At 70.2% G+C, this 25,244-nt stretch carries 18 protein-coding genes and 8 tRNA genes; 22 read left to right on the top strand and 4 right to left on the bottom strand.

Annotation, left to right across the window (positions count from 1 at the left end):
* Positions 1 to 188 precede the first annotated feature (188 nt).
* The 7 genes from ABS52_05635 (at position 189) to ABS52_05665 (ending at position 11,025) form a co-directional block, all read left to right on the top strand.
* A complete protein-coding gene (locus ABS52_05635) occupies positions 189 to 3,146 on the top strand; it encodes a hypothetical protein (protein ODT04298.1) in 2,958 nt (985 codons plus the stop codon).
* Positions 3,147 to 3,203: 57 nt separating this feature from the next.
* The gene (locus ABS52_05640; GenBank protein ID ODT04299.1) at positions 3,204 to 4,628 is read left to right on the top strand and encodes a hypothetical protein; all 1,425 of its coding nucleotides are present in this window, start codon (positions 3,204 to 3,206) and stop codon (positions 4,626 to 4,628) included.
* Between the two features lie 136 nt (positions 4,629 to 4,764).
* Positions 4,765 to 5,535: a hypothetical protein gene (locus ABS52_05645; GenBank protein ODT04300.1), complete on the top strand. Its 771-nt coding sequence runs from the start codon at positions 4,765 to 4,767 to the stop codon at positions 5,533 to 5,535.
* Between the two features lie 139 nt (positions 5,536 to 5,674).
* A complete protein-coding gene (locus ABS52_05650; protein ODT04301.1) occupies positions 5,675 to 6,793 on the top strand; it encodes a cystathionine gamma-synthase in 1,119 nt (372 codons plus the stop codon).
* A gap of 38 nt (positions 6,794 to 6,831) precedes the next feature.
* Entirely contained in the window at positions 6,832 to 7,569 is a 738-nt protein-coding gene (locus ABS52_05655; GenBank protein ODT04302.1) for a hypothetical protein, read from the top strand.
* Between the two features lie 72 nt (positions 7,570 to 7,641).
* Positions 7,642 to 8,841, top strand: coding sequence for a hypothetical protein (locus ABS52_05660; protein ODT04303.1), 1,200 nt, complete (start codon positions 7,642 to 7,644; stop codon positions 8,839 to 8,841).
* A 255-nt stretch (positions 8,842 to 9,096) separates the two neighbouring features.
* Positions 9,097 to 11,025, top strand: a complete 1,929-nt coding sequence (locus ABS52_05665; protein ID ODT04304.1) for a hypothetical protein — start codon at positions 9,097 to 9,099, stop codon at positions 11,023 to 11,025.
* A 43-nt stretch (positions 11,026 to 11,068) separates the two neighbouring features.
* Here the strand turns inward: ABS52_05665 and ABS52_05670 are convergent, their stop codons facing one another.
* The gene (locus ABS52_05670; protein ID ODT04305.1) at positions 11,069 to 13,717 is read right to left on the bottom strand and encodes a hypothetical protein; all 2,649 of its coding nucleotides are present in this window, start codon (positions 13,715 to 13,717) and stop codon (positions 11,069 to 11,071) included.
* Positions 13,714 to 14,394 (bottom strand): ABC transporter, encoded by a 681-nt coding sequence (locus ABS52_05675; GenBank protein ID ODT04306.1) that lies wholly within the window; start codon positions 14,392 to 14,394, stop codon positions 13,714 to 13,716. The genes ABS52_05670 and ABS52_05675 overlap by 4 nt, the downstream gene beginning before the upstream one ends.
* A 16-nt stretch (positions 14,395 to 14,410) precedes the next feature.
* Here ABS52_05675 and ABS52_05680 point away from each other — a divergent pair, with 16 nt between their 5' ends.
* From ABS52_05680 to ABS52_05725, 10 genes are all read left to right on the top strand, one after another.
* Complete coding sequence (locus tag ABS52_05680) at positions 14,411 to 15,142, top strand: hypothetical protein (protein ODT04307.1); 732 nt, start codon at positions 14,411 to 14,413, stop codon at positions 15,140 to 15,142.
* Positions 15,143 to 15,218: 76 nt separating this feature from the next.
* Positions 15,219 to 15,785: an elongation factor P gene (locus ABS52_05685; protein ID ODT04308.1), complete on the top strand. Its 567-nt coding sequence runs from the start codon at positions 15,219 to 15,221 to the stop codon at positions 15,783 to 15,785.
* A 77-nt stretch (positions 15,786 to 15,862) separates the two neighbouring features.
* Positions 15,863 to 15,939 (top strand) — tRNA-His (locus ABS52_05690).
* A gap of 66 nt (positions 15,940 to 16,005) precedes the next feature.
* A tRNA-Trp gene (locus tag ABS52_05695) sits at positions 16,006 to 16,078 on the top strand.
* A gap of 91 nt (positions 16,079 to 16,169) precedes the next feature.
* Positions 16,170 to 16,242, top strand: a tRNA-Glu gene (locus ABS52_05700).
* A 49-nt stretch (positions 16,243 to 16,291) separates the two neighbouring features.
* Positions 16,292 to 16,363: transfer RNA gene (locus ABS52_05705), tRNA-Glu, on the top strand.
* Positions 16,364 to 16,448: 85 nt separating this feature from the next.
* Positions 16,449 to 16,522 (top strand) — tRNA-Asp (locus ABS52_05710).
* A 17-nt stretch (positions 16,523 to 16,539) separates the two neighbouring features.
* Positions 16,540 to 16,621, top strand: a tRNA-Leu gene (locus ABS52_05715).
* Between the two features lie 56 nt (positions 16,622 to 16,677).
* Positions 16,678 to 16,749: transfer RNA gene (locus ABS52_05720), tRNA-Thr, on the top strand.
* A gap of 425 nt (positions 16,750 to 17,174) precedes the next feature.
* Positions 17,175 to 17,247 (top strand) — tRNA-Gly (locus ABS52_05725).
* An 85-nt stretch (positions 17,248 to 17,332) separates the two neighbouring features.
* Here ABS52_05725 and ABS52_05730 read toward each other — a convergent pair.
* Entirely contained in the window at positions 17,333 to 18,256 is a 924-nt protein-coding gene (locus ABS52_05730; protein ID ODT04326.1) for a hypothetical protein, read from the bottom strand.
* Between the two features lie 415 nt (positions 18,257 to 18,671).
* Here ABS52_05730 and ABS52_05735 point away from each other — a divergent pair, with 415 nt between their 5' ends.
* From ABS52_05735 to ABS52_05745, 3 genes are all read left to right on the top strand, one after another.
* Complete coding sequence (locus tag ABS52_05735) at positions 18,672 to 19,601, top strand: hypothetical protein (GenBank protein ID ODT04309.1); 930 nt, start codon at positions 18,672 to 18,674, stop codon at positions 19,599 to 19,601.
* Between the two features lie 593 nt (positions 19,602 to 20,194).
* A complete protein-coding gene (locus tag ABS52_05740; protein ID ODT04310.1) occupies positions 20,195 to 20,623 on the top strand; it encodes a hypothetical protein in 429 nt (142 codons plus the stop codon).
* Between the two features lie 86 nt (positions 20,624 to 20,709).
* Complete coding sequence (locus ABS52_05745) at positions 20,710 to 22,026, top strand: amino acid dehydrogenase (GenBank protein ODT04327.1); 1,317 nt, start codon at positions 20,710 to 20,712, stop codon at positions 22,024 to 22,026.
* Between the two features lie 136 nt (positions 22,027 to 22,162).
* Here ABS52_05745 and ABS52_05750 read toward each other — a convergent pair whose 3' ends face one another.
* On the bottom strand, positions 22,163 to 22,807 hold the full coding sequence (locus ABS52_05750; protein ID ODT04311.1) for a hypothetical protein: 645 nt from the start codon (positions 22,805 to 22,807) through the stop codon (positions 22,163 to 22,165).
* A gap of 391 nt (positions 22,808 to 23,198) precedes the next feature.
* On the opposite strand from ABS52_05750, the gene ABS52_05755 reads away from it, so the two are divergent.
* Both ABS52_05755 and ABS52_05760 read left to right on the top strand, forming a co-directional pair.
* Positions 23,199 to 23,519 carry a hypothetical protein gene (locus ABS52_05755; GenBank protein ID ODT04312.1) on the top strand — a complete coding sequence of 107 codons (321 nt, stop codon included), beginning with the start codon at positions 23,199 to 23,201 and terminating at the stop codon, positions 23,517 to 23,519.
* Between the two features lie 369 nt (positions 23,520 to 23,888).
* Positions 23,889 to 25,244 (top strand): hypothetical protein (locus ABS52_05760; protein ID ODT04313.1); only part of this gene is annotated, 1,356 nt, incomplete at its 3' end.

A 25,244-nucleotide genomic window follows, 5' to 3' on the forward strand; every position in this document is an offset into this window, starting at 1 on the left:
AGGTTTTGCCACCCGCATGAACGTGACGCAAACCGCGTACGGCACGGTGATGAGCCGTGCACCGGCATCGCTTCGTCAACGCGAGTCCGCCGGGAGAGTGCGGGGGTCTTTCAACTTGCCCCCTTCAACGGGAGGTCTTTGTGCGAAGGTACTTTGTCGTAGCAGCAGCACTGCTTGCGACGTTCGTCATGCCGACGAGCGCGCGAGCGCAAACGCGTGAAGTCACCGGGAAGGTGACGGTCGCCGGCACCGGCGCCCCGCTCCAGGATGCCATCGTCGGGACGGTGGGCGCGGTGGGCGGCGCACGCACGAACGAGCGCGGGGAATATCGGCTCCGCGTCCCGGCCGGCGACGTGACCGTTCAGGTGCGCGCCATCGGCTACAAGCGCCAGACGCTGCGCGTCTCGGCGTCACAGAGCACCGCCGACTTCTCGCTCGAGAAGGACGTCCTCCAGATCGAAGGGGTGACGATCACCGGCGCCGCGACGACCATCGAGCGCAAGAACGCGGCGACCGCCGTGGCGGCGGTGAACTCCGAGGAGCTCGCCCGCGTCCCGGCTCCCGCGCTCGAGAGCGCGCTGCAGGGCAAGGTCGTGGGCGCCAGCATCAACATGAACAACGGCGCCCCGGGCGGCGGCGGCCAGGTGCAGATCCGTGGCGCCTCGTCGCTCATCGCCAACTCGCAGCCGCTGTTCGTCGTTGACGGCGTCATCATCTCCAACGCCGTGCGCTCCAACCGAATGGCCGTGGTGACCGGCTCGCTCAACTCGGGCGAGGAGAACGGGACCAACCGCCTGGCCGACATCAACCCCAACGACATCGAGAACATCGAAGTCCTCAAGGGGGCAGCCGCCAGCGCCATCTATGGCTCGATGGCCACCAACGGCGTCGTCGTCATCACCACCAAGCGCGGCTCGGCCACCGCGCCGCGCGTGAACTTCACGCAGCGCGTCGGCACCTTCCAGGCGCAACGCCTCCTCGGCTCGCGCAAGTTCCAGTCGCTCGACCAGCTGACGGCCCTGGGCCTCGGCGCCGAGGCGACCGCCGCCGCCACCGCCGCCTGCAACCCGAAGTGCCCCTACTTCGACTACCAGGGCGAGCTGTACGGCCAGACCGATCCGTCGTTCGAGAGCGTTGTCTCGCTCACCGGGGGCATCAATAACACGCGCTACTTCTTCTCGGGGATGGATAAGCAGGAAGCGGGCGTCATCAACAACACCGGGTCCCGCCGCCAGTCGCTGCGCGCCAACCTCGACCAGGCCCTCGGGAGCAAGGTCACCGTCAGCCTGGGTGCCAACCTGTTGCGCTCGTTCTCGCAGCGCGGCATCTCCAACAACGACAACGCGCTGTCGTCGCCCATCTATTCCTTCGGCTACACCCCGGCCGTCGTCGACCTGCGCCAGAAGGACGCCGCGGGCCGCTATGTGCTGAACCCGTTCCCGGCGACCAAGAGCACGTCGAACCCGTTCCAGACGATGGACCTCCTCCTCAACAACGAGGACGTCTATCGCCAGATCTTCTCCAGCCGCATCAACTACGCGGCGATGTCGACGGCGACCAACAACGTCAACTTCTCGCTGCAGGCCGGAGCCGACCGCTTCTCGAACGAGAACTACCTCTACGCCCCGTCCGAGCTGCAGTTCCAGCGCGCGGGGACGGTGCAGGGCGGGCAGTTCCCCGGCACCATCATCCAGGGGAACGGCACCAACCTGTTCACCAACGTCACCGCCTCGGGGACGTGGAACAACAGCACCTTCTCGTGGATGAACGCCACCACCTCGGCGGGCGTGCAGTACGAGAGCCGCGGCAGCAACGACTACAACCTCATCGGGCGCGGCCTGGGCCCGGCGCAGAAGAACGCGGCCGGCGCGGCCAATACCTCGGTGTCGCATAGCCAGACGCTCATCCTCAACCAGGCGTTCTTCGCCCAGGAAGAGCTCCTGATGTTCAACGAGCGCCTGTACCTCTCGGGCGCCGTGCGCGGTGAGCGTTCGAGCGTCAACGCCGATCGCGACCAGGTCTATTATTTCCCGCGCATCAGCGGGTCGTACCGCTTCCTGGCGCCCGTCAAGGGCGTCACCGAGGTCAAGGTCCGCGCCGCCTACGGCGAGTCGGGGAACCAGCCCAACTTCGGCGAGCGCGACCTCACGTTCGCCAGCTACGGCCTCATCGAGGGCGCTGCGGGCTACGGCATTCCGGGGACCATCGGGAACGTCAGCGTGAAGCCCGAGCGCCTCAAGGAGATCGAGTACGGCGTCGACGCCGGCTTCCTGGGCGACCGCGTCCGCCTCGAGGCGACGTACTACGACCGCAGCATCGTCGACCTCCTCGTCCGTCCCACCCTGGCCCCCTCGTCGGGGATCACCACGACGACGGTCAACGGCGGCGAGATGAAGGCGACGGGCGTCGAGCTCGGCGTGACGACGGTGCCGATGCAGACGAGCAACTTCCAGTGGACCTCGCGCGCCACCTGGTACCAGAACAAGGCCGAGATCACGTCGTTCCCCGAAGGGGTGAAGCCGTTCCGCGACAACACCGCCGCGCGTGGCTTCGGTAACGCCTACGGGCAGCTCTTCTACACCCCCGGACACACCGTCTCCACCATTTGGGGGAACGGGCTCGTGAACGGCGTGCAGACCACGCAGGTCCCGCTCGCCGATGCCAACCCGCGTTACGTGATGTCGTTCTCCAACGACTTCAACTACAAGCGGTTCAACGTCAACATGCTCATCGACTACCGCCACGGCGGGACGCTGTCGAACATGACGAAGAACCTCTTCGACGAGGGCGGCAACTCGTGGGACTACGACGATCCGTCGCCCGAAGCCGGCGTGCCGCTGGGTGAGTGGCGTTACAACACGTGGAATGGCGGACGCAACACCGCCATCTACCTGGAGGACGGCTCGTACACCAAGATCCGCGAGATCAACGTCTCGTACGACCTGCCGCAGAGCTGGTGGTCGGTGGTGCCGGGAGCCCGCTCGGGGCGCTTCAGCCTCTCCGCGCGCAACCTCTTCATCATCTCGGGCTACAACGGCTTCGACCCCGAAGTGAACAACGGCGGTGCCTACGTCGTGCGCTTCGTCGACCTCGCCCCGTTCCCGCCCACCCGCTCGTTCTTCTTCTCGGTCGACCTCGGCTTCTAACCGACGATGACCCGATACCCCAAGACTTCAGCGAGCACTCGCTCGATGGGAGACCGTATGCGCATGAGGTCCGTCGCGCTCCTCGGAGCGCTCGCGTTTGGGCTCGCCGGCTGCAGCGCCGACAAGCTCAACGTGCCCAACTACAACTCGCCCACCACCGAGGCGATGGCCAAGGATCCGAACGGGATCCAGCTCCTCGCCACCGGTATCCTGGTAAGTGAACGCAATCAACTGGCCGGGTTCAACCGCGACGTCGGCATCTTCGGCCGCGAGGTGTACAACTACTTCACCACCGACGGTCGTACCGTCCAGAACTACCTGGTCGGCCTCGCCAACCCGCAGCGCCTCGATCCGGGTGGTTTCGCCAACGGGCTGTGGAACGGGCGCTTCCAGAACATGAAGAACGCCCTGAGCCTCATGGAGGCCGCCAATGCGTCGACGCTCAGCGCCGCGCAGAAGGCGGCGGTGGCGGGCTTCGCCAAGACCTGGTACGCGCTCGACGTGCTGTACCTCATCCAGACCCGTGACAGCATCGGCGTCCCGGTCGAGATCCCGAGCACCCCGAGCACGCCGGCACCGTTCGTCTCGCGTGATTCGGCGTACAAGTTCGCCATCGCCATGCTCGACGACGCGAAGTCGAACCTGCAGGCCGGTGGGACGGCGTTCCCCTTCACACTCCACTCGGGGTTGGCCGGCTTCGACACGCCGGGCGGCTTCCTCAAGTTCAACCGCGCCTTGGCCGGCAAGGCGCTGGTGATCCGTGGATCGTTGGGGTGCGGCAATGCATGCTACACGGCCGCCATCACCGCCTTCAATGAATCGTTCCTGTCGACGACGGCCACCATGGCGTCGCTCAACACGGGCGTGTACCACTTGTACTCCACGGCCACCGGTGACGCCACCAACGCCAACTCGTTCGCGCAGCAGAGCTACGTCTACGCGCACAAGCAGGCGGTGACCGTCGCGCAGAAGCAGCCCGACGGCGTGACGCTCGACGACCGCGTGGTGCGCAAGCTCGTCAAGCTCGGCACGCCGGTGTCGCCGCCGGGGAACCAGAACATCCCGGCCGAGTACCGCTTCGACATCTACCCGTCGCCGAGCTCGCCGGCCCCGATCATCCGCAACGAGGAGCTCCTCCTCCTGCGGGCCGAGGCCAACTGGGCGCTGGGGAACACCGGCGCGGCGCTCGCCGATCTCAACATCGTCCGCACCACGTCGGGCAAGCTCGCTCCGCTGGCCGCGCTCCCCACTGGAGCGGCGGGGCTCGACGCCATCATGTACGAGAAGCACCTGTCGCTCCTCTTCGAGGGGACGCGTTGGGTCGATATGCGTCGCTGGGGGCGCCTCAACCAGCTCCCGATCGACACCCAGGGGATGTTCGTCGCCAAGGTCATGCCGATCCCGCAGGCGGAGTGCGATGCGCGCCGCCCGATCGGTGCCCCCGCGTCGGTCCTCCCGCGCGGCTGCGAGGGGAACCTCTAGTCGCATGACCGGCAGTCGCGTTCCTTCGGGAACGCGACCGTCGGTCGACCGATAACTGGCGGCCGGTCCCTTCGGGGGCCGGCCGCTCGGCTTTCCGCGTGAAACGGGGGGCAGTGCCCGTCGTAGATATTTCATCATGCGCCTTTCCACGCTCCCGTCCACGCGTCGTACCTACTGGCACGACAGTCGAGCCCCCCGCTACTCGCTCACCTTCGCTCTCCCGCTCCTCGTCCTGTACGAGTTGCTGGCGGCCGCGCTGTCGCACGAGGGGAGCGGCGTGCGCAACGGCGCCGACGTCCTCCTCAAGTCCGCCTTCGAGCGCGTGCTGGGTGCCCAGGGGCAGCTCGTCTTCGGCGTCCTCCTCCTCGGCACGATGCTCACGCTCATCGTGCGCGACCGACGACGGGTGCGCGACGGGCTGAACGCCGGAACCTTCGTCCTGATGCTGGCCGAGTCGACGCTCCTCGCCGCCGTGTTCGGCACGGTCGTCGGGCTCATCACCGCGCAGGTGGTGGGGACGCTGGGCGGTGGAGGGATGGGGCTCAGCGCGGGGACGTCGCTCGGCGGGGCCGGCTGGCCCACCGCGCTCATGATATCGTTAGGCGCCGGGCTGTACGAGGAGCTCCTGTTCCGGGTCATCCTCGTCTCGGTCCTCCTCTGGGGAGCGAAGCGCATCTTCGGGTGGGGGCCGGTGGCGTCGGCGCTCTTCGCCACCATCGCCGGCGCGCTCGTCTTCTCCGCCTTCCACTATGTCGGGCCCTACGGCGACCAGCTGCAGCTCGCGTCCTTCGTCTTCCGCGCCCTGGCCGGCGTGGCGTTCAGTGCCCTGTACATCGTGCGGGGCTTCGGCATCACGGCGTGGACCCATGCCCTGTACGACGTGATGCTCCTGGTGGCGCGGGGCTAGGCGTCAACGGCGGCGGCGCCGCGCGGCCGGCATGGCGTGTGGGCACGCCCCGGGCGGATTGCGTCGGGCGTGGCGGAGGGCGAGGTTCCGGTGGGTCCGCCGCAACGCGGCGGTGCGCTCCCCCTCGTCGAGAGTCGCCATGCACCTGGACACCATCGCCGTCCACGCCGGCCGCGCGCCCGATCCCGTCACCGGCGCCGTCGCCGAGCCGTTGCACCTGACGACAACCTTCCAGCGCCCCCCCGACGGCTCGTCCACGCACGGCTACGTCTATTCGCGCGAGAAGGCCCCGAACCGGACCGCGCTCGAGGCCGCCATCAGCGCCCTGGACGGGGGAGCGGATGCCGCCGCCTTCGCCTCGGGGCAGGCCGCCGTCGCCGCCGTCTTCCAGTCCCTGGCCCCCGGCGACCATGTCATCTGCCCGGGGGCGGTCTACCACGGCACCCGCAAGCTCCTCGGGGAAGTCTTCGCGCGATGGGGGCTGGAGTACACCGTCGTCGACGCGACCAACCTCGATGCCGTGCGCGCCGCCCTGCGCCCGCGCACCGCGCTCGTCTGGATCGAGACCCCGTCCAACCCGACGCTCGCCGTCACCGACATCGCCGGCGTCGCCAGCATCGCCCGGGCGGCGGGAGCGCGCCTGGTCGTGGACAACACCTGGGCCACCGCGGTGGGGCAGCGGGCCATCCCCCTGGGGGCCGACCTCGTGATGTACTCCACCACCAAGTACTACGGCGGCCACTCCGACTCGCTCAGCGGCGCGCTCGTGACCGCCCAGCGCGACGACTTCTGGGAGCGCATCCGGCAGGTGCAATCCTCGGTGGGCGCCGTCCTTGCCCCGTTCGACTGCTGGCTGGTCCATCGGGGCATCGCCTCGCTCCCGTGCCGCTTCCGCCAGCACAGCGAGAGCGCCACCGCCATCGCCGAGTTCCTCGCCGCGCATCCGCGCGTCGAGGTCACGCACTTCCCGGGGCTGCCCTCGCACCCCGGTCATGCCATCGCCGCCCGCCAGATGACGCTCTATGGTGGCATGGTCTCCATGCAGGTCGTCGGCGGGGCCGCGGAGGCGCTCGCCGCGGCCGCGCGCCTCCGCCTCTTCACCTACGCCACGTCGTTAGGCGGCGTGGAGAGCCTCGTCGAGCACCGCAAGTCCATCGAGGGGCCGGACTCTCCCACCCCCGACAACCTCCTCCGCCTCAGCGTCGGACTCGAGGACCCGGCCGACCTCATCGAGGACCTGCGCCAGGCTCTCCAGTAGCGATCGCCCGCGACCCGTCCCTCGTCTCCCGCTCTCGCATGTCCACTGACGGCAAGTCCCAGTTCGTCTATGGCCTCGGCGCCATCGGTCTCGGCATCTTCCTCGGCCTCGTCTTCGTCTCCGGCGCCCTCAGGGACATCCGCCGAGGCAACGAGGAGGTCACGGTCACCGGTTCCGCCAAGCGCGCCATTCGCTCCGACTTCATCGTCTGGCGCGTCAGCGTCAGCGTGCAGTCGCCCTCGCTCACGTCGGCGTCGGAGCAGCTGACGCGCGGCACCGCGCGCCTCCAGGAGTTCCTGCGGCGAGAGGGGGTCCCCGATTCGCTGGTCACCGTCAAGCCCGCCGAGGCGTTCGGGATTCCCGAGACGCTCGCCAACGGCCGCGAGACGGGACGCATCATCGCCACCCGCCTATCGCAATCGTTCGAGGTGCGCTCGCACGAGGTCGACGCGATCACGCGCGTGTCACAGCGCGCCACCGCCCTGATCGCCGAGGGCATCCCGCTGCAGCCGTCGGCACCGGAATACCTCTACACCAAGCTCTCCGAGATCCGCACCCTCCTGCTCGAGGAAGCCACCCGGGATGCGCGGCAGCGCGCCGAGGCCATCGCCAAGAGCACCGGGGCCGAGGTCGGCGCCGTGCGCGACGCGCGCATGGGAGTCTTCCAGATCACCCCCCGCTACTCCACCGAGGTCAGTGACTACGGCATCAGCGACGTGAGCGCGGTCGAGAAGGACGTGACGGCGGTGGTCCGGGCGACCTTCCAGCTCAGGTAACCCGCGCGCTCCGTGACACGCGCGCCAACCGCGACGACTCCGACCCAACGCATGACGCGTCAATTCCTCTCCTTGGCGTGGTCGGCGCTTGCCTGGCTGCCACCCCTGGCGCTCGCCAACGCCTCCGCCGGCGCCTCCGCCATCGCGCAGCCCCCCACGTCCGCGGGCGCACGCGCCGCCCAGCCGCCCACGAACGACTACCTCGTCTACACCGTCGCCGAGTCGGCCGACCAGTTGGCGCTCGTCCGCTTCGGTCCCGGCGGGATCCGGGTCGAGCGCGAGCACAAGGTCGGGATGATGCCCACCGAGATCAACGGCCCGCACGGGGTGGCGGCGTCTCCCGACGGAAAGTCCTACTACGTGAGCATCGGTCACGGGACCCCGTATGGGACGTTCTGGAAGTACCGCGCCACCGATGGCGAGGTGCTGGGGCGCACGACCCTCGGCCTCTTTCCGGCCACCATTCAGCTGACCCCCGACGGCGCACTCGCCTTCGTCGCCAATTTCAACCTGCATGGCGACATGGTCCCATCCTCCATCTCCGTGGTCTCGACCGACGAGATGGTCGAGATCGCGCGCATCACGACCTGCACCATGCCGCACGGCTCACGGGTCAATCCGGCCGGGACGCACCAGTACTCGGCGTGCATGATGGACGACATGCTGGTGGAGATCGACACCCGCACACTGGACGTCTCGCGGCACTTCGTCGTCTCGAAGGGAAAGGAGCAGGGGATGAGCGGGGCGCCGTCGACGATGGGCGGCGGGGCGCACGCGGGACACGAGACGTCGTCGCCTGGTGCGGGGATGGCCGCCGGGCACAACGTCCAGTGCTCCCCCACCTGGGCGCAGCCGAGCGTCGACGGACGGCGGATCTACGTCGCCTGCAACAAGTCCAACGAGATCGTCGAGGTCGACGCCGAGAGCTGGACGATGACCCGTCGCTTCCCGGCCGGCGACGGCGTCTACAATCTCGCGGTCTCTCCCGATGGGAAGTACGTGATCGGCACCAACAAGCGCGGCAAGTCCGTTTCGGTCTTCGAGGCGGGGTCCGGGCGGGAAGTGGCGCGCATCCCCACGTACAAGGGGGTCGTGCACGGCGTCGTCGTTTCCCCCGACAGCCGCTACGCCTTCGTGACCGAGGAGGGGAGAGGGTCGGAGCCGGGCATCGTGGAGGTGTTCGATCTCGGGAGCTTCACCAGCGTGGCTCGTGCCGAGTTGGAGCAGCAGGCGGCCGGGATCGACTTCTTCCGCATGGAGCCGGCCAGGTAGTTTTCGGGGGGGGGCGAAGCCGGGACCCGTCGGCGGGAACGGCGCAGGGCGACAGGTGTAGCCTTCGGGGGTTCTTCCTCACCGGCGTGCCCGTGGGGGCGTCGGTGCCTCGTCGGTGTCGGTGGATGTGATGAGCGTCCCGCGTGTGCCGGGCGCTTCGCGTACGAAGCACGGGAGTCGTCTGTGAGAAAGTGGACCTGGATTGCGGCCATCGCACTCGCCGCCTGCTCCGGCGGTGACAAGCCCCCGACGGGAGTGGTGATCGGGCCCGTCAGCTCGGTGAACATTGCCGTCGTCACGTCGACGATGGTCGTCGGGGCGACACAGCAGCTGTCCGCCAAGCTCTATGACAGGAACGGGAATCTCGTCACCACCTCAGCGGTGACGTGGAGCGTTTCCCCCCCCGCCGTGGCGACCATCTCGCAGGGCGGGCTCCTGACCGCCGTGGCCGCCGGGACGGCTCGGGTCACCGCGACGTCGGGGAGCGCCAGCGCGTTCGTGGACGTGCTCATCCATCCGGATCCGTGCGCGACCCCGATCACCCTGGGGGTCGGGGAGGTGCGCAACTTCACCGGCGGCAGCTCGGTCTCGTGCATCACCCTCGCGGCGACCGCCGGGGCGAGCGACTACCTCGTCATCGGCTCCAACACCCGCCCCGCGCAGGACGACGTGCTGCAATACAGCGTTAGCCTGCAATCGGTGGCGCCGTCCGTTGCGTCCATCCCGTCGCTCGCCTCCCCGGCGGTGCAGGCGGCGCTGGACCCGCGCCTGATCCTCGAGGCGCAGGAGACGCAGCGCACCGAGGCGCTGCACGAGCGGCTGCGCGGCTACGAGCAGGCCCGCATTTCCCCCGTCCTCCCGACGGTGGCGCGCGACCGCACCACCGCGGCCTTCGCCAAGCTGGCGTCGCCCTCGGTATCGATGGCGGTGGCGGCCGTCGGCGACACCGTGACCATCCGGGTGCCGAACCTCAATACCGGCAAGGACATCTGCAAGGACTACATCCCGGTGAAGGCGGTGGTGCGCACCGTGTCGGCGCGCTCGACCGTCCTCGAGGACATCTCGACGCCGAGCGGCGGCTTCACCACCAGCGACTACGGCGCCATTGCGCAGGAGTTCGACAACCTGATCTTCCCGGCCGACACCGCGTGGTTCGGGGCGCCCACGGACATCAACACCGACGGCCGCATCACCATGATCTTCACCCCCGAGGTCAACAAGCTGACCCCGGCGGGATCCACCGGCTTCACGGCCGGCTTCTTCTTCGGCTCCGACCTCATCAAGAAGTCGGAATACCCGACCACCAACGACTGCCGCAACCAGACCAACGAGCAGGAGATCTTCTACCTCCTGACACCCGATCCGACGGGGGCCTTCAACAATGTCCGGACGACGGCGACGGTGCGGCAGGGCACGCGCGGGGTGATCGCCCACGAGTTCCAGCACATGATCAACCAGGGGGTGCGGCAGTACAACCCGGCGGTGCAGGCGCTCGAGACGTTCTGGCTCAACGAGGCAATGTCGCACCTGGCGGAGGAAGTCGTCGGTCGCGCCCTCCTCGGCGTGGGTGACTTCCAGAGCCTCACGTATGCCCAGGTCAACCCGTCGCCTGCGGCGGCCAACGACTACAACGCCTTCTTCCGGCAGAACCTGTCGCGCTTCCAGCGGTGGATGGCGCGCCCTGACACCTCGGCCCCGGTCAGCGCCAAGAACCGCGACCAGCTGGCGCCGCGCGGAGCCAGCTGGGCGCTGCTGCGGTACGCGATCGACCAGTACGGCAACGGGGCGGCGCGAGCCTTCACGCGGGCCCTCGCCGCCGGACCGCAGACCGACGTCGCCAACCTGCTGGCGCGCACCCCCGGTGCGACGTTCGACCAGATCATCACCGGGTGGCTGGTGGCCAACTACGCCGACGGCCTCCTCATCAACGGCCTCCCCCCGCGCTACAGCTACCTGAGCTGGAACATCCGCGACGTGATGTCGGGGGTGAACGCGGGCGCCTTCCCGCTCCTCGTCACGCCGCTTCCCGGCACCTTCACCACGCAGGTGTTGTCCAGCTCCGGTAACTACTTCCGCCTGGCGCGAAGCGGGGCGTCACCGCAGGTGCAACTCAAGCTCCTCGCCCCCGGCGGCGCCACACTCACCAGCGATTACTCCACCGTCACGATCCTCAGGGCCCAGTAGCCGAGGCCCCGCTCGTCTTCTCGTCCTCTCGTCTTCCCGACTTCTAGTTTTCCCTGAGCGCCGTCATCGCCGTCTCTCTGAAGACGTCGCGCCCGCTCAGCAGGCCGATGGCCACGGCCATCGCCATCATCGCCACCGCGATGCCTAACGCCTGACCGGTGGCCGAGGTGAAGGGGCGCTCGAAGACGAAGCGCATGATGGCCCAGGCCCCGCCGAACGACAGGACGAGCCCGCTCAGGCTCCCCAGGACCCCGAGGGCCGTGTACTCCGAGACGAGGATGCGCCCGATCTGCCCCCGGGTGGCGCCCAGCGTCTTGAGGAGTACCCCCTCGCGCACGCGTTCGCGGCGGGTCGCGGCCACGGCGGAGAAGAGGACCGGGATCCCCATGGCCAACGAAAAGATCGCGAGGAAGCGAATGGCCAGCGTCGCCCGGTTCGAGATCTCCGCCACCGTCTTGCGCACGAGCGAGAGATCGATGCTGGCGACGTTGGGATAGCGGCGCACGACGGCACTCTGCACCCGGGCGGCCAGGCGCTGGTCGGGCGAGGCCCCGAGGAGGACGAAGGTCTTCGGCGCCCGCTCGAGCGTGCGGGACGGGAAGACGGCATAGAAGTTCGGCTCGAAGCGCGCCCAGTTGACCGTACGCAGGCTCGTGACGCGCGTGGGGATGCGCACCCCCTGCACGTCCCACGTGATCACGTCACCCAACGAGATCCCCAACTCCTCGGCGATGTCCGATTCGAGCGAGACCTCGTCGCCCGGGGCACCCGGGGCGCCGGGCGTCTTGCCGAACCACTTTCCCCCGGCCAGGATCTCGCCCGTGAACAGCGTGTCGCGAAAGGTCGATCGGTATTCGCGCCGGAGCGCCCACCCCGACGGGCGACGCTCGCGGGCGCGGTCGTCGCGCTGTCGCCCGGGCCGCTGCGGGGGCTGGCCGCTCGCGGAGAGCGTGTCGTCCGCGCGCGGTGGCGGGGCCAGCTCGGCCACCGACTTCCCGTTCACCTCGGCAATGCGCATGGTGACGATCGGGGTCCGCTGGATGACCGGGATCCCGGCGGCGCGCACGATGGAGTCCACCCCCGCCCCCTGGTCGTCCTGCACGTCGAAGAAGATCAGGTTGCCGCGCGAGGCGTCCTCGGTGATGCGCAGCTGCGCGATGAGGTTGCCCTGGACCAGGTACAGCGTGGTGACGAGGAAGGCGCCGAAGCCTAACGATAGGACGACCGAGCGCGTCTGGTTGGCGGGGCGGTACAGGTTGGCGATCCCCTGGCGCATCACGTAGGGCCAGCGCGCGCTCACCGCCGAGCGCGCGAGGCGTGACAGCAGCATGGCGCTCAGCAGGAGGACGACCAGCACCCCGGCGATCCCGGCGCTGAAGCCGAGCACGTCGCGCGGCGAGTTGGCGCGCGTCGCCGCGATCCCCACGACCGTGGCGGCGATGAAGGCGTTCACCAGCCACAGCACCCAGTCGACCCCCGCCGGGCGCGGGGGGTTCACGTTGCGCCGTATCGCCTGCAGGGGGGAGATCCGTCGCAACGCCACCAGGGGGCGGAGGGCGAAGGCCAGGGCGATCCAGACGCCCAGCGCGATGCCGGTGGCGATGGCGACCGGCTCGAGTTGCACCTGCACGTCGAGGGGGAGGACGTCGTCGAGGAGCCCGGGGAGGAGGAACTGGATCCCCACCCCGAGGGCGGCGCCGGCCGCCGCCCCCACGAGCCCCATCAGCGCGGCCTGCGTGGCGTAGATGAGGAGGACCTGCCGGCTGGTGGCCCCCACGCATCGCAGGACGGCGACGATGTCGATCTTGCGCGCGACCCAGGCGTTCACCCCGCTCGCGACCCCGACGCCGCCCAGCAGGAGGGCGACGATCCCGACGATGCCGAGGAAGTTCGCGAGCTGGTCGATCGACTCGGTGAGCGACAGCTCGCTTTGCGAGACGGTGCGGGCGCGCACGCGGGCCGCGTCGAGGCGCGGCCGGATCGCGCCGAGCCACCCGGCGGGGTCGCTCCCGCGCGGCAGCCGGGCGAAGGCCTCGTACTCGGCGCGGCTCCCGAAGGTGAGGAGGCGCGTGTCGGCGAGATACCTGTCGGCGATGTAGAGGCGTGGCCCGATCGCGGCCGCCATTCCGGGGTCGCCCGGGACGCTCACGAGGGTCCCGGCGATCTCGAAGGCCGCGTATCCCAGCTGCAACGTGTCGCCCACCGCGAGGTCGAGGGCGATCAGGATCGAGGGGTCGACCAGCGCCACCTTGCGCTCCTGCAGCCATGCCCAGCGCCCGGCGGGCTCGGTGGTGACCTCGCCGTAGAGCGGGTACGCGTCGGAGACGCCGCGCACCTGCGCCAGCCGCGTCGCCCCCGCCGGGGCGGTCGCCATGCTGGCGAAGGTCGTCTGGCGGGCGAACGTCACCCCGGTCGCGGCCAGCGAATCGAACAGGGCGTTCACCTCCCGGCTCCATCCCTGGCGCGCGGAGAAGGAGACGTCGCCCCCCACCAGCGCGCGCGACTGCGCGCGCACCGAGCGGTTGATGTTGGCGGCGAACGAGTCGATGGCGACGAGCGCCGCCACGCCTAACGAGATGGACGACATGTACAGCAGGAGCCGCCGGCGCGTGGAGCGCGACTCGCGCCACGCCAGCGACAGGAGCGACCACCGCCCGTCGCCCCCCTGTCCCGGACCGGTGGGGGACGTCATGCGCCCCCCGTCGGACGGTCCTCGACGACGACGCCGTCGGCGAGGCGGATGATGCGCTGCGTCCGCTCCGCGAGCCCCAGGTCGTGCGTCACCAGGACGATCGTCGAACCCGACTCCCGGTTGAGCTCCTCGAGGAGGGCGACGATTCGCGCCCCGGTGTGGCCGTCGAGGTTCCCGGTCGGTTCGTCGGCGAACAGGATGCGCGGCTGGTTCACGAAGGCGCGGGCGATGGCGACACGCTGCTGCTCGCCTCCGGACAGCTGCGAGGGAAAGTGGTCCAGGCGGTCGCCGAGTCCCACCCGCTCGAGGAGGGCGCGCGCGCGGGCGGCGGCGCCCCCCTCCCCGCGCAGCTCGAGCGGAACCTGCACGTTCTCGATCGCGGTCAGCGTCGGGATCAATTGAAACGACTGGAAGACGAATCCAACTTTCGCCCCGCGCAGCTGGGCGCGTTGGTCCTCGCTCATCGCGGTGAGGTCGGCGTCGTCCAGGAGCACGGTACCACTGGTCGGGGTATCCAGCCCCGCCAGGAGTCCGAGCAGCGTCGTCTTCCCGCTTCCCGATGGACCGACGATCGCCACCAGCGCTCCCTGTGGCACCCGGAACGAGACGTCGCGCAACACCGTAAGTCGATGGGTGCCGCTGTCGAATTCCTTCGTGAGACCCCGAGCCTCGAGCATGAAAGTCCGGTTGAAAGTGAGCGTCGCCGCCTGCCTGCTGGCCACGGCCTGTGCCGGGGGCGAGGGGGCGAAAGATACCGCGGCACGCGCCGCCGCCCCTGCCGCCGTCGGGGATGAACGCGCCGACGCGATGTCTGGTGCCGCATCGTCGCCGGAGGCGCCGCGGGGAACCGCCACCAGCGGGCGCCCGACGGTCCTCGTCGTCGGGACATCGCTCACCGCGGGGCTCGGGCTCGACCCCGACAGCGCGTATCCCGCCGTCCTGCAGCGCATGGCCGACAGTGCCGGGTACGCGGTGCGCGTCGTGAACGCGGGGCTGAGCGGCGAGACGTCGGCCGGGGCGTTGCGGCGACTGGAGTGGCTCCTGCGGCAGCCGGCGGCGGTGGTGATGATCGAGACCGGGGCGAACGACGGGCTGCGCGGGCTCGACGTCGACTCGACCCGGGCCAACCTGACGGCGATCGTCCGCGAGGTGAAGCGGGCCCTCCCCGCTGCGGCCGTCCTGCTGGTGCAGATGGAGGCGCCGCCCAACCTGGGCGACGACTACACGCGGCGCTTCCGGGAGAACTACCCGCTGGTGGCCAGGCGGGAGGGGGCGGCGCTCGTCCCCTTCCTCCTGGCGGGGGTGGCGGGTGACCGCCGCCTGAACCAGGCGGACGGGATCCACCCGACGGAGGCGGGGGCGCGGGTCGTGGCGCGGAACGTCTGGCCGACGCTGGAGCCATACCTCGCGCGCCTTGCCAAGTAGGCCCCTCTTGGCTAAAATCAGAGGCTGTCGAAACTTACGTATAGTTGCGCCAACTTCGGGCGGAGTTCGTTAGGTCATGGCTGTTCCTGCCACGCAGATTCGCAAGGGCATGGTGATCGTCTTCGAGGGCGATCCCTGCCGTGTGATCGATTTCCGCCATCACACGCCGGGTAACCTGCGGGCGATGGTGCAGACGAAGATGAAGAACCTTCGCACGGGCTCGAACTTCGAGCATCGCTTCCGTGCGGACGATTCGATCGACAAGGCCTCGATGGAGACCCACGAGCTGGAGTTCCTCTATCAGGGCGGCGACACGTTCCACTTCATGAATCTGGAGAACTACGACCAGATCGAGCTGGACACCGAGGCGCTGGGCGACAACGCCCCGTGGATGGTGCCCAACATGAAGATCATCGCCGAGTACTACGACGGGCGCCCCATCGGCATCGAGCTCCCGCAGTACCTCACGTTCGAGATCGTGGAAACCTCGCCCGTCATGAAGACGGCGACGAAGACGGCGTCGTACAAGCCGGCCAAGCTCGAAAACGGCGTCACGATCAACGTCCCCGAGTTCATCGGGACCGGCGAGCGGGTGCGCGTCAACCCGAGCACCGGCGAGTACCTCGACCGCGCCAAGGACTGATCGCGGGAGGCGGCGGAACTCCCCCGGTTGTTTCGAGGGAGTCGGCCGTTTAGAATGTTGGTCCTTCGCACGTCATGGTGGCCGTAGCTCAATTGGTTAGAGCACCGGACTGTGGCTCCGGGGGTTGGGGGTTCAAGTCCCCTCGGTCACCCCTGCAAGACCAGACGGGAGACGGGAGACGGGAGACGCGAGTCTCTCCCTCCAGCCGACTGCCTGCACTAGGTCAGTAGCTCAATTGGTAGAGCACCGGTCTCCAAAACCGGCGGTTGGGGGTTCGAGTCCCTCCTGGCCTGCTGGAACGCGGAAGGGAAGGGAAGGGAACGGAAGCGCGGTGGCGTGAAGGACAGGAAAGTGAAGGACGCAGCACGGAAGTCGCAGCTTCACGGCGGTATCGTCTAGGGGACTAGGACACAGCCCTCTCAAGGCTGGAACACGGGTTCGAATCCCGTTACCGCTACTCGCACGACCACTCGCACGACCACTCGCACGACCGCTACCCGGATGTCGGCCCCATCGTCTATCGGTTAGGACGGCACTCTTTCAAGGTGCAGAGACGGGTTCGACTCCCGTTGGGGCCACTGCAGCGCCGCCTGCAGTTGTGGGAGGGGAGAGGGGGCGTTAGGATGTCGCAGGCGCACGCGGCGCAATTGCTTTTGATAGTTAGGGGCTGTAGCTCAGCTGGTTAGAGTGCCGGTCTGTCACACCGGAGGTCGCGGGTTCGAGCCCCGTCAGCCCCGCTCGAAAAACTGAAGTTGCCCAAGTGGTGAAATTGGTAGACACGCCATCTTGAGGGGGTGGTGCCGAAAGGCGTCGCGGTTCGAGTCCGCGCTTGGGCATGGCAACACGCACGACAGGCACCATCGCCACACCGGCAGGCCGCAAGGCACTCGCCGCCAGCGTAGCTCAGTGGTAGAGCACCCGATTCGTAATCGGGCGGTCGTCGGTTCAATCCCGACCGCTGGCTCTCGCTCCACCCAAGCCCGTCTCGCACGCCGCCGCCGCTCCCGACCCCGGGAGCGGCGTCTTGCTTCCCCCTCACTCGCTACTCCGCTGGCCGTCCCAGCACCCGGGCCTTCACGCGGCGCGCCAGGTCGTGCCAGCGACGGGGCGCCGTGAGGTACACCCCCACCGCGAAGACCACCACCGAGGCCGCGATCGAGATCGGCGCATCGCCCGCAGCCATTGCGACCCCTGCCGGATCCAACTGCATCCCCCCTCTCCCTCCGTCGAGTCTCCGGAATCATCGGTGGGGGCGCTGACACTGCGGCCCCACGCGTGGCGTCAGGATGAGCCCCGGGCGTCTGCTCAGCGTCATGGAGGCCTTGCCAAGCGTCTATGCCGCGTCATCCTTGCGTCACGACGCGTCGACCGCTTATTGTTCCGCAACTTGCGGGCGTAATTCAGTTGGTAGAATGCCAGCTTCCCAAGCTGGACGTCGTGGGTTCGAGTCCCATCGCCCGCTCTGTATGGTTGCACCCCAATAACGAGAATCCCCGGTGTCCGTCTGGACACCGGGGATTCTGTCGTCCCTGCCGCGCCCGTCCCGCTCACCGGACCGGCGCCGGCCCCTCGTGTGGCACCTCCGCGCCCTCCCCGGCGTCGCGATCGGTCGCCGCCAACAGCACCCCCGCCAGCACCAGCGCCGCGCCAAGGTATCCGCGGCCCCGCAGCGCCTCCCCCCACACCACATAGGCGAGCGCCGCCGCCGCCACCGGCTCCAGCGTCGCGACGGTCGCGGCGCGCGTCGCCTCCACCCGCGCCAGGCCGGCGCTGTACAGCAGGTAGGCGCCGTAGGTCGGTACGACTCCCAGGAAGACGAGGACGAGCCACTCCATCCCCGACTTCGGCGCGAACGTCACCCCCGGCAAGAGCAGCACCGCACCGAGCGGGAGGGCGTAGGCAAACAACGTCGACGCCTCGTACCGCGCGAAGTATCGCTTGCCGAACAGGTAGTACGCGGCGTAGGCCACCCCCGCGAGGAGGCCCCAGGCGATCGCCGGCCCTCGCACCGCTGCCAGGCTTCCACCCCTCGCGCCGCTCCCGAGCGCCACGAGTGCGATCCCGGCGAGCGTCACCCCGACGGCGAGCGCCTTTCGCCTCGTCAACTGCTCGCCGAGCCAGAGCGCCGCGGCCAGCGCCACCCACGCCGGCGCGGTGTAGAGGAGGATCGCGGCGAGGGCGGCGCCCCCGAGTTCCACGGCCCGGAAGTACGACCAGTAGAAGATCGTCACCCCGAGCAGGGCGAAGCCGCCAACCGCCGGGAGGTCGCGGCGCGCGACACGGAGGCGGCCCCGCATGGCCGCGTGCAGCACGAACAGCGCGCCGCCGATGACCGCGCGCCAGAAGCTGATCTCGAGCGGCTCGATGCCGGCGCGAAGCGCGAAGCGCGCCGCCGGGCCGATCGTCCCCCAGAGCAGGGCGGCGGCGACGATGTAGGTGTACCCTAACGAGGCGTGCGCCGGGCGGCGCATGGCGGGCCCGCCGGCACGGGAGCGCTCGTCCTCCCCCGGGAGGTCGGGAGGGGGTGGAAGCGGCGCGCGCGGGGACGCGTCGGATGCGTGGTGGCGGTCCATCGAGGAACGGTCGGCGGTGGTGGCGGGGGCGACGGAACCGGCTCCCTCGGCGTCGCCGTGCGACCAAGGACTCCGGCGGCCAGGTGGCGCGCCTCGCGAGTGCCCGGCTCGCACGAGCGCGTCGCAAGTACGTCTGGAAGTCTAGCGGAGGGGGCGCGACCCGGTTGCCCGGCTCCTCCCCGTACGGCATCTCCCCGACGAGGCGCGCAGGGACGGCCGATGGTCTTCCTGCGCGTGGCGCGCCAGCTTTGGGCGGTGCCGGGGCCACACGCGGCGACGCCGACCCACCGATTCGTGCCGAGGGGGAGAACACATGAGAGACCCGATCCGCGATGCCGCGCGCGAGGCCGCCACACCCACGCCGTCAGCGGAGCGCGCGTCGATGCGGGGCCCGGTGCTGGTGTACGCCGAGGACTCCGCGTTGTCGACGGGGGCGCTGCATCTCGCGGAGCTGCTGGCGCGGCGGGGCGGGGTGAATGCCCACGTCCTTGGCGTCGTCCGCCCGGTCGAGTTTCCGGTGTGGGCCTTTGTCGATGTCGACGCCAGCGTGATGGAGTCGGGGCGGCGTGATGCCCTGGGCGACGCGCTGCGGCGTCGGGTCCACGCGACCGTTGGCCTGTCGGGTTACTTCACGGTGGAGGCGGCGACGGGCAATCCGGCGCAATTGCTGGCGGAGGAGGCGCGCCGGCGCGGGAGCGCCTGCATCCTGGCCGGGCTGGGCGCGCATGGCGGGGCGGAGCGTCCGGCCAGCGAGGACGCCGTCTTGCAGCTGCTGGAGACGTCGCCGGTGCCGGTGGTGGCGGTGCCGCCGGGGGTGGCGCACCTGCCGACGCGCGTCCTGGTGGCCATGGATTTCAGCGCGGTGAGCCGGCGCGCCGCGGCGGCGGCGATCGACCTCGTCGACGCCGGGGCGACCGTCACCCTGGCCCACGTGGCTCCCGAAACCGATCTCCAGGCGCTTGGCGCCGAGGGGCTGGCCGCCATCTACGAGCAGGGGGTGGCTGGACTCTTCCAACAGTTGGAAGCATCTCTCGAGGGACGTGTCGGCGGGCGCGTGGAGACGGTGCTCCTCCGGGGCGAGGCGGCCCCCGCGATCCTCACCCTGGCCGCGCGCGGGGCCTTCGACCTCCTGGCGTGCGGGACGCACGGCGAGGCGCCGGCCGGGCGGCGTTTCCCGGGGAGCGTTTCGACGGCGCTGCTGCGCGGCGCCCGGTGTCCGGTGCTCATCGTCCCGGCGCGTTAGGTGCGGGGCGGGGCGCCAGCGGGTTGACTCTCGGGCATTCGGCGCTAGGTTTCCATACACGATGTGGTGCCGCCGCGAGGCCCCTGCCCGGCGGCGCCTGTTCGGGCGTGGTGCCCTTCCCCCGATCATGGAGTGACGTCGTGTCCCAGCGGTCCCGTGTGAGCGGTTTCGCGCGCCGGTGCGGCGGCATGGAATGCCGTCCGCGGACGCGTGTCCGTTCCTGGACCGGGCGCGCCGCCAACGCCCGCACCACCGACAGCTGCATCCCCACCTTCGTCGCCGCCGGGACGCGCCGCACGCGCGTGTCGGAGATGCGACTGGCTCCCCGGGTCGCCCCGCTTCGCCCCTGAGCGAAGCCGGCCGCCCGGGCGATCGCCCCACCGGCAATCTCGCTGGACGGGGCGCCTTGCACCTGGCGCCGTGAGCGGCGCCCGCGGGACACGCCCCTGCGCCAGGCGTGAGCGGGGCCGCCCCGCCGCACGCGCTGTCCCGCCACAAACCAAACGCTGAAATGCAAGGCGTCCACGCCAAGCCGCATCGTGCGGCGGTGCTGGCGCCTTCCGGCAACCGGGGTTGACCCCGGGGAGGACCTCATGGTGAAGATCCTGGCGGATGGCGACAACGGCCATCGACTGGAGAATGCCGACGGGCGGACCATCGCGTCGATCCGCAATCGCGCCATCCGTCTGTACGGCCTCGGCTCGGAACAGGAGGCGGTCTCCGTCGTCGTCGCCCTGTGGCACGTGCTCGACGCGGTCCTCTTCCGCGAATTCCCGGGGTGGCGACGCCACGAACCGGTCATCGAGGACCTACACCTCGTGCACGATGGCGCGTACGAGTGGATCACCGACGGCCGCAAACCGCTGGCGCGCCTCTACCGCGAGCGGCGCGGACGCGCGACACCGTTCGCCATCGAGTACGTCCTCCCCTCGTATGCCAGCGAAGGGGTGGCCATCTCGGCGGCGCAACTCATGGCGCGCGCGCTCGACGAACTCTTGCACGTCCCGCTCGACGCCGCCTGACGCGACGTCGGCGCTTCCTGTCACGCACTCCGTCTCCGTTCCAAGAGGAGCCTTCCATGGCCCGCGAGAACACCACGCCCGATCTCCTGATTCGCGAACCCGTCACCCCCGTCGCCGACCCGCGGCAGCCGGGCACCCCGCCGGCGTCAGCGACGCTGCGCGAGGAGAATCCCTTCGACGCGATGCTGGCCCGCTACGGCCAGGCCGCCCGCCTCCTCGACCTCGAAGTCGGGATCGACCGGATCCTGCGCCACCCCGAGAAGGAGATCATCGTCGCCGTCCCGGTGGAGATGGACGACGGTGACATCCAGGTCTTCACCGGATATCGCGTCATCCACAGCACGGCCCGTGGCCCCGGCAAGGGGGGGATCCGGTACGACGTCGGCGTGTCGCTCGACGAGGTCAAGGCGCTGGCCGCATGGATGACGTGGAAGTGCGCCGTCGTCGACCTCCCCTTCGGCGGCGCCAAGGGGGGCGTGCTGTGCGACCCGTTCACCCTGTCGCTGCGGGAGAAGGAGCGCCTCACGCGCCGCTATACCGCCGGGATCATCCACACGCTGGGCCCCGACTCCGACGTCCCCGCCCCCGACGTCAACACCAACGAGCAGGTCATGGCGTGGATCATGGACACCTACTCCATGCACGCCCGCCAGCCCGAGACCGCCGTGGTGACCGGAAAGCCGGTCGCGATGGGGGGCTCGTTAGGGCGCCGTGAGGCGACCGGGCGCGGCGTCGCCATCAGCGCCGGCGAGGCGATGTCGTACGTCGGCATGCCGATGCGCGGGGCCACGGTCGCCGTCCAGGGCTTCGGGAACGTGGGCTCGACGGCGGCGCAGCTGCTGGCCCGCGACGGCTGTCGGGTGGTCGCCATCGGCGACAAGACGGGGGCCATCCACGACGAGCGCGGGGTCGACGTCGACGACGCGATCGCCTGGGTGCGCACGCACGGGACGCTGGAAGGGTATCCCAAGGGCGATGCGATCACGAACGACGAGCTGCTGACGCTCGAGGTCGACCTCCTCGTTCCCGCCGCGCTGGAGAACGTGATCACCAGCCGCAACGCGTCGCGCATCCGGGCCAAGGTGATCTGCGAGGGGGCAAACGGCCCCACCACCGCCGCCGCCGACGCCATCCTCGAGTCCAAGGGGATCTTCGTCGTCCCCGACATCCTGGCCAATGCCGGCGGGGTGACGGTGTCGTACTTCGAGTGGGTGCAGAACCGCGCCGCCTGGTACTGGACCGAGTCGCAGGTCAACGAGCGGCTCACCGAGGTCATGCGGCGGAGCTTTGCCGACGTCCTGCGCCTTGCCACGCAGCACGGCGTCACGATGCGGACCGCTGCCTACATGCTCGCCGTCGGCCGCGTGGCCACCGCCCACCGGCTACGCGGCGTGTACGCCTGACGCATTCGTTGCATCTGGGGCGGCCGCTGCACGTGGGGCGGCCGCTCCGGTCCGGCGGCCTCGGCGGCTGTGACTGCGGCAGTTGAGGCCGCGGCTGAGGCCGCCCGGGCCGTTCGGAGACGACGGTCGGACGCCGTCAGAGCGACTTGAGCAGGTTCTCCACTCGCTTGCGGTCGGCGTCCATCGCCCCTCCCGAGAGGATCGTGGCGAGGAGGTCGACCGCCTCGTCGTCCAGGCTCTCGGGGTGCTGCCGGTTCTCCTGGAAGCGCAGCACCACGCCGAGGGCGAAGGGGACGAGCGGCGGCGCGCCGCCGCCCTCCTCGCCCTCACCTTCCTCGAAGGGCGCGGGCGCCGATGCGCCGGACGCGCTGGCCAGCCACGGCTCCTCGGCGGCGAGCGTAGCACGCTCGACGCGCTCCAGCTCCTGCACGGGGACGAGGGCGGCGAGGACGGCCCGGATTCCTCCCTCGTCCGCGTGCGCCGTCAGCATGAGGGGGACCGGGCGCGCGAAGAGCCCGACCTCCTGGACCGCGGTGAACGTCGGCTGCGGGAGCGACCCCTGGGCGAGCACGGGCGAATCGTCCGAAAGCTCTCCTTCCACGGCGCCAAGTGCCCGGAAGACCACGTGCCCCTCCGGGGCACGCGGGTGCGCCGTGGGGGTGAGGCGCAGGGCGACGGGGGCGAGCGTCACGACGCGCGCGACGCCCTCACCCTCATCACCGCCCGCGAAGTCCTCGTCGTTGCGGAAGCTGTCGTCGGAGTCGGGGGACCACTCGCTCATCGGTGTCTTGGCAGGGGGGAGAACAAGGTGCACCCGCACCGCGTGCGAACCAAGGGGCAATTCCACCATGTTGTGACGGAGGCGCCCCACCCGGGGTCTCCCTGTCACCTGCCACACCGAGCCATCTCGATGCGCCCATACGTCGACCTCGATCCCACGCCACGCTCGTGGTTCCTCCGCGGAGCAATCGCTCCACGAGGGCGCTGCGGCGTCGTGCGGGTGCTGCCGACCAGTGGCGCCGGGGCGCCAGCGGGAACGGGGAGTGCGTGAGGACGCACTCGCCCTTTGTCGAGCCTTGTTCGACGCCCCGCCCGCGCACCTCGCCGGCGGGGCGTCCTCGTTTGGTCGCGCCCGCCGTTCCATCCACCGTCACCTCACAGGAGGACGAGCCATGATTCGATTCCCGCGCAAGGTGGCCACGCGCCTCCAGCGCCTCGCATACCCGACCGTCGCGGCACGCGGTGCCCTGGCGGCGCGCGCCGATGCCGGGACGCGCTTTGCCCGCGCCTTTGCGTCGCCCGGGCGAACGCACGCCGATACGCGCCGCCGCGAGCTGGCGCAGGAGAACCTGCGTCTGGCCGTCACCCTGATCGGGCAGCAGGGGATCGCCGCGCTGGAGCGTGCGATCGCGCCCCGCGGCGCCGCGCGACGCGACACGGAGGCGGTGCGCGCCGCGCTCGCCGTGGCCGAGGCGCTGGCGCGCACTCCGTAGCGCTGGCGCGCACTCCGTAGCGCTGGCGCGCACTCCGTAGCGCTGGCGGGGCGGCACCGAGCCGTCCCGCCGTCCCGCGGGTTCGTGTGCGGGGGAAGGTGGGGAGGGGAGGGGAGGGGGGAAACCTTCGTCCCCTCTTCTCGTATCCAAGTGGCGTGGCACGCTGTGGCATGGCGCGTGGTGACGTGGCGTGCTGTGGCGTGGCCCGCCGAGGCGTGGCGCGCCGCCGACGCTCGGCTCGTGTCGCACAGCCCTCGACTCATCCCGCGCGACTTGGAACCTTCCCCCCACTCCGGTTTCTTGGACCACGCGCCCCCTCCGCCGCCGGCCCCCGGGCCGGCGGCGCTTCCGGTGCGCCTCCCTCCTCGCATGGTCGCGCCGGCCGCCCCCGCCTCCCGCCCCTTCTCGCCTCCCGCCTGGGCCATCGTCGCCGGTGCCTGGACGGTGTTCGGCGTGATGCACGGAATCGTTTGGTCGCTGTCGGCGCCGCAGCCGTGGGCGGCGTGGCGCTGGGCCATGCCCACGGCGCTGGCGGTGGCGTGGGGGTGGGCGCTCCTCACGCCCCTGGTGTTCCGCCTGACGCGGTGGGTCGCCCCGTCGCGCGTGGGATGGGCACGGAGCATCGGCGCACACGCGCTGGCGGCGCTCGGCTGCGCCGCCGGCATCACCTGGTGGCGGCGGCTGGTCCTGGCGGCCTTCTCCGAGTGGGCGCCCGAGTCGTACCTCCCGGTCCTCCTCTACTGGCTCGACGTCTGGCTGTTCGTCTATGCCTCGCTGGTGGTGATGGGGCATGCGCTGGCCGTGCGCCGGCGGTACGTCGACCGGACCGTCCGGGCCCACCTCCTCGAGGCGCAGCTGTCGCGCGCCCAGCTGCAATACCTGGAATTGCAGCTGCAGCCCCACTTCCTGTTCAACGCCCTCAACGCGATCTCCGAGCTGGCGCACGAGGCGCCGCACGCCGCCGAGCGGATGCTGCGGCGGCTGCACGCCCTCCTCGCCATCTCGCTCGAGCGATCGGGGCGCGACGAGGTCACGCTCGACGAGGAGCTGGCGGCGCTGGAGCCGTACCTCGACATCCAGCGCGCCCGCTTCTCCGACTGGCTGGAGGTCGGTGTCGCCGTCCCGGCGTCGCTGCGCCGCGCCCTCGTCCCCCACCTCATTCTCCAGCCGCTCGTGGAGAACGCGATCCGGCATGGGCTCTCCGTGCGGCAGGGGGCGGGGAAGGTCGTCGTCCGGGCGGAGCGGAAGGGAGAGCGGCTCGTCCTGTGGGTCGAGGACGACGGGATCGGGTTGCGGCGGGGCGAGCGGTCGCGCGACGGCGTGCCGCGCCAGGGCATCGGGCTGCGCAATGCCAGCGAGCGCCTGCGCCAGCTCTATGGCGCCGGCCACCGGTTCGAACTCCGTGAGGCCGCGATGGGCGGGGTCACGGTGGAACTCGAGATCCCGTATCGCGAGGGGGATCCCCCTGCGGCGCAGCGGCCGGGGCTCCCTCCCGGCGCCTCGGCGATCGGCGCGGCGCCGCTCGACGACCCGGCCTCGTGGCGCACGGGCGAGTTTGCCACCCGGCTCCCCTCGCTCTCCCGGCTCGCCCTGCAGCCGCCGGACGACGCGACCACCGGCGCGGGGCCGGCACCCGAGTGGCAGCCGAGCGGGAGCTTCCGGGCCGCGACGCGCGAGTCGGCGGGTGCGTCGCCGGCCGGGGGCTCGGGGGCGACGGGAGGGGAC

The sequence above is a fragment of the Gemmatimonadetes bacterium SCN 70-22 genome, assembly GCA_001724275.1.
GTDB lineage: Bacteria > Gemmatimonadota > Gemmatimonadetes > Gemmatimonadales > Gemmatimonadaceae > SCN-70-22.

Excerpts from the sequence above, each read along its gene's own strand:
- ABS52_05750 (ODT04311.1), bottom strand. The coding sequence starts at position 22,807 with ATGAGCGAGTGGTCCCCCGACTCCGACGACAGCTTCCGCAACGACGAG.
- ABS52_05675 (ODT04306.1), bottom strand. The coding sequence starts at position 14,394 with ATGCTCGAGGCTCGGGGTCTCACGAAGGAATTCGACAGCGGCACCCAT.
- ABS52_05635 (ODT04298.1), top strand. The coding sequence starts at position 189 with ATGCCGACGAGCGCGCGAGCGCAAACGCGTGAAGTCACCGGGAAGGTG.
- ABS52_05755 (ODT04312.1), top strand. The coding sequence starts at position 23,199 with ATGATTCGATTCCCGCGCAAGGTGGCCACGCGCCTCCAGCGCCTCGCA.
- ABS52_05670 (ODT04305.1), bottom strand. The coding sequence starts at position 13,717 with ATGACGTCCCCCACCGGTCCGGGACAGGGGGGCGACGGGCGGTGGTCG.
- ABS52_05740 (ODT04310.1), top strand. The coding sequence starts at position 20,195 with ATGGTGAAGATCCTGGCGGATGGCGACAACGGCCATCGACTGGAGAAT.
- ABS52_05735 (ODT04309.1), top strand. The coding sequence starts at position 18,672 with ATGAGAGACCCGATCCGCGATGCCGCGCGCGAGGCCGCCACACCCACG.
- ABS52_05645 (ODT04300.1), top strand. The coding sequence starts at position 4,765 with ATGCGCCTTTCCACGCTCCCGTCCACGCGTCGTACCTACTGGCACGAC.
- ABS52_05655 (ODT04302.1), top strand. The coding sequence starts at position 6,832 with ATGTCCACTGACGGCAAGTCCCAGTTCGTCTATGGCCTCGGCGCCATC.
- ABS52_05640 (ODT04299.1), top strand. The coding sequence starts at position 3,204 with ATGCGCATGAGGTCCGTCGCGCTCCTCGGAGCGCTCGCGTTTGGGCTC.
- ABS52_05730 (ODT04326.1), bottom strand. The coding sequence starts at position 18,256 with ATGCGCCGCCCGGCGCACGCCTCGTTAGGGTACACCTACATCGTCGCC.
- ABS52_05650 (ODT04301.1), top strand. The coding sequence starts at position 5,675 with ATGCACCTGGACACCATCGCCGTCCACGCCGGCCGCGCGCCCGATCCC.
- ABS52_05685 (ODT04308.1), top strand. The coding sequence starts at position 15,219 with ATGGCTGTTCCTGCCACGCAGATTCGCAAGGGCATGGTGATCGTCTTC.